The 545-nt window shown below is 73.2% G+C and carries 1 protein-coding gene; it reads right to left on the minus strand.

Features of this window, described 5'->3' with window-relative positions:
• On the minus strand, positions 1–545 hold a 545-nt coding region (locus PA598K_RS36815), incomplete at both ends, for a lipid II flippase MurJ (RefSeq protein ID WP_185602397.1).

The following is a 545-nucleotide window of genomic DNA, read 5'->3' on the forward strand; positions in this document are numbered from 1 at the left end:
CGCCCGAGCAGCCATAGCGCTGCGGCCATGCACGCGAGCGCACAGATGCCGGCCGCCGCGTGCCGCCAGGCGGACCGGTCGACCGGGCGGCCGCCAGCGCGATGCGCGGCGACCAGGCCTAGCAAGGCCGGCAGCGACATCGCTGCGATGCCGGCCCAGGCTGCGCCGGCGAGACCGTACGCCGGCACGAGCGCGAGGTTGAGCCCCGTCTTGAGCAGGGCGGCGACCAGCAGGAAGATGGCCGGCGCGCGGACGGAGCCAAGGCCCTGCAGCACGGCGGTCGTGACCGCGCCCAGCGTCGCGGCGGCCGCTGTGCTGCCGACGAGCGCAAAGACGGCGGATTGGGCGGTGTCCGCATACAGCATGTGGTTGATCGGCTCGGCCAGCAGGACGAGTCCTAGCGCCGCCGCTGTTCCGATATACCAAGCCAGTCGCAGCGCCAGACTAATCTGCCGGGCAGATTGCCCGGCATCGCCGCGCGCGCGGGACGAGGCAAGCGCAGGCACCAATGCCGCCGCGCCGGCTCCCGCCACCATGACGACCAG

This window comes from Paenibacillus sp. 598K (genome assembly GCF_003851045.1).
Taxonomy (GTDB): domain Bacteria; phylum Bacillota; class Bacilli; order Paenibacillales; family Paenibacillaceae; genus Paenibacillus_D.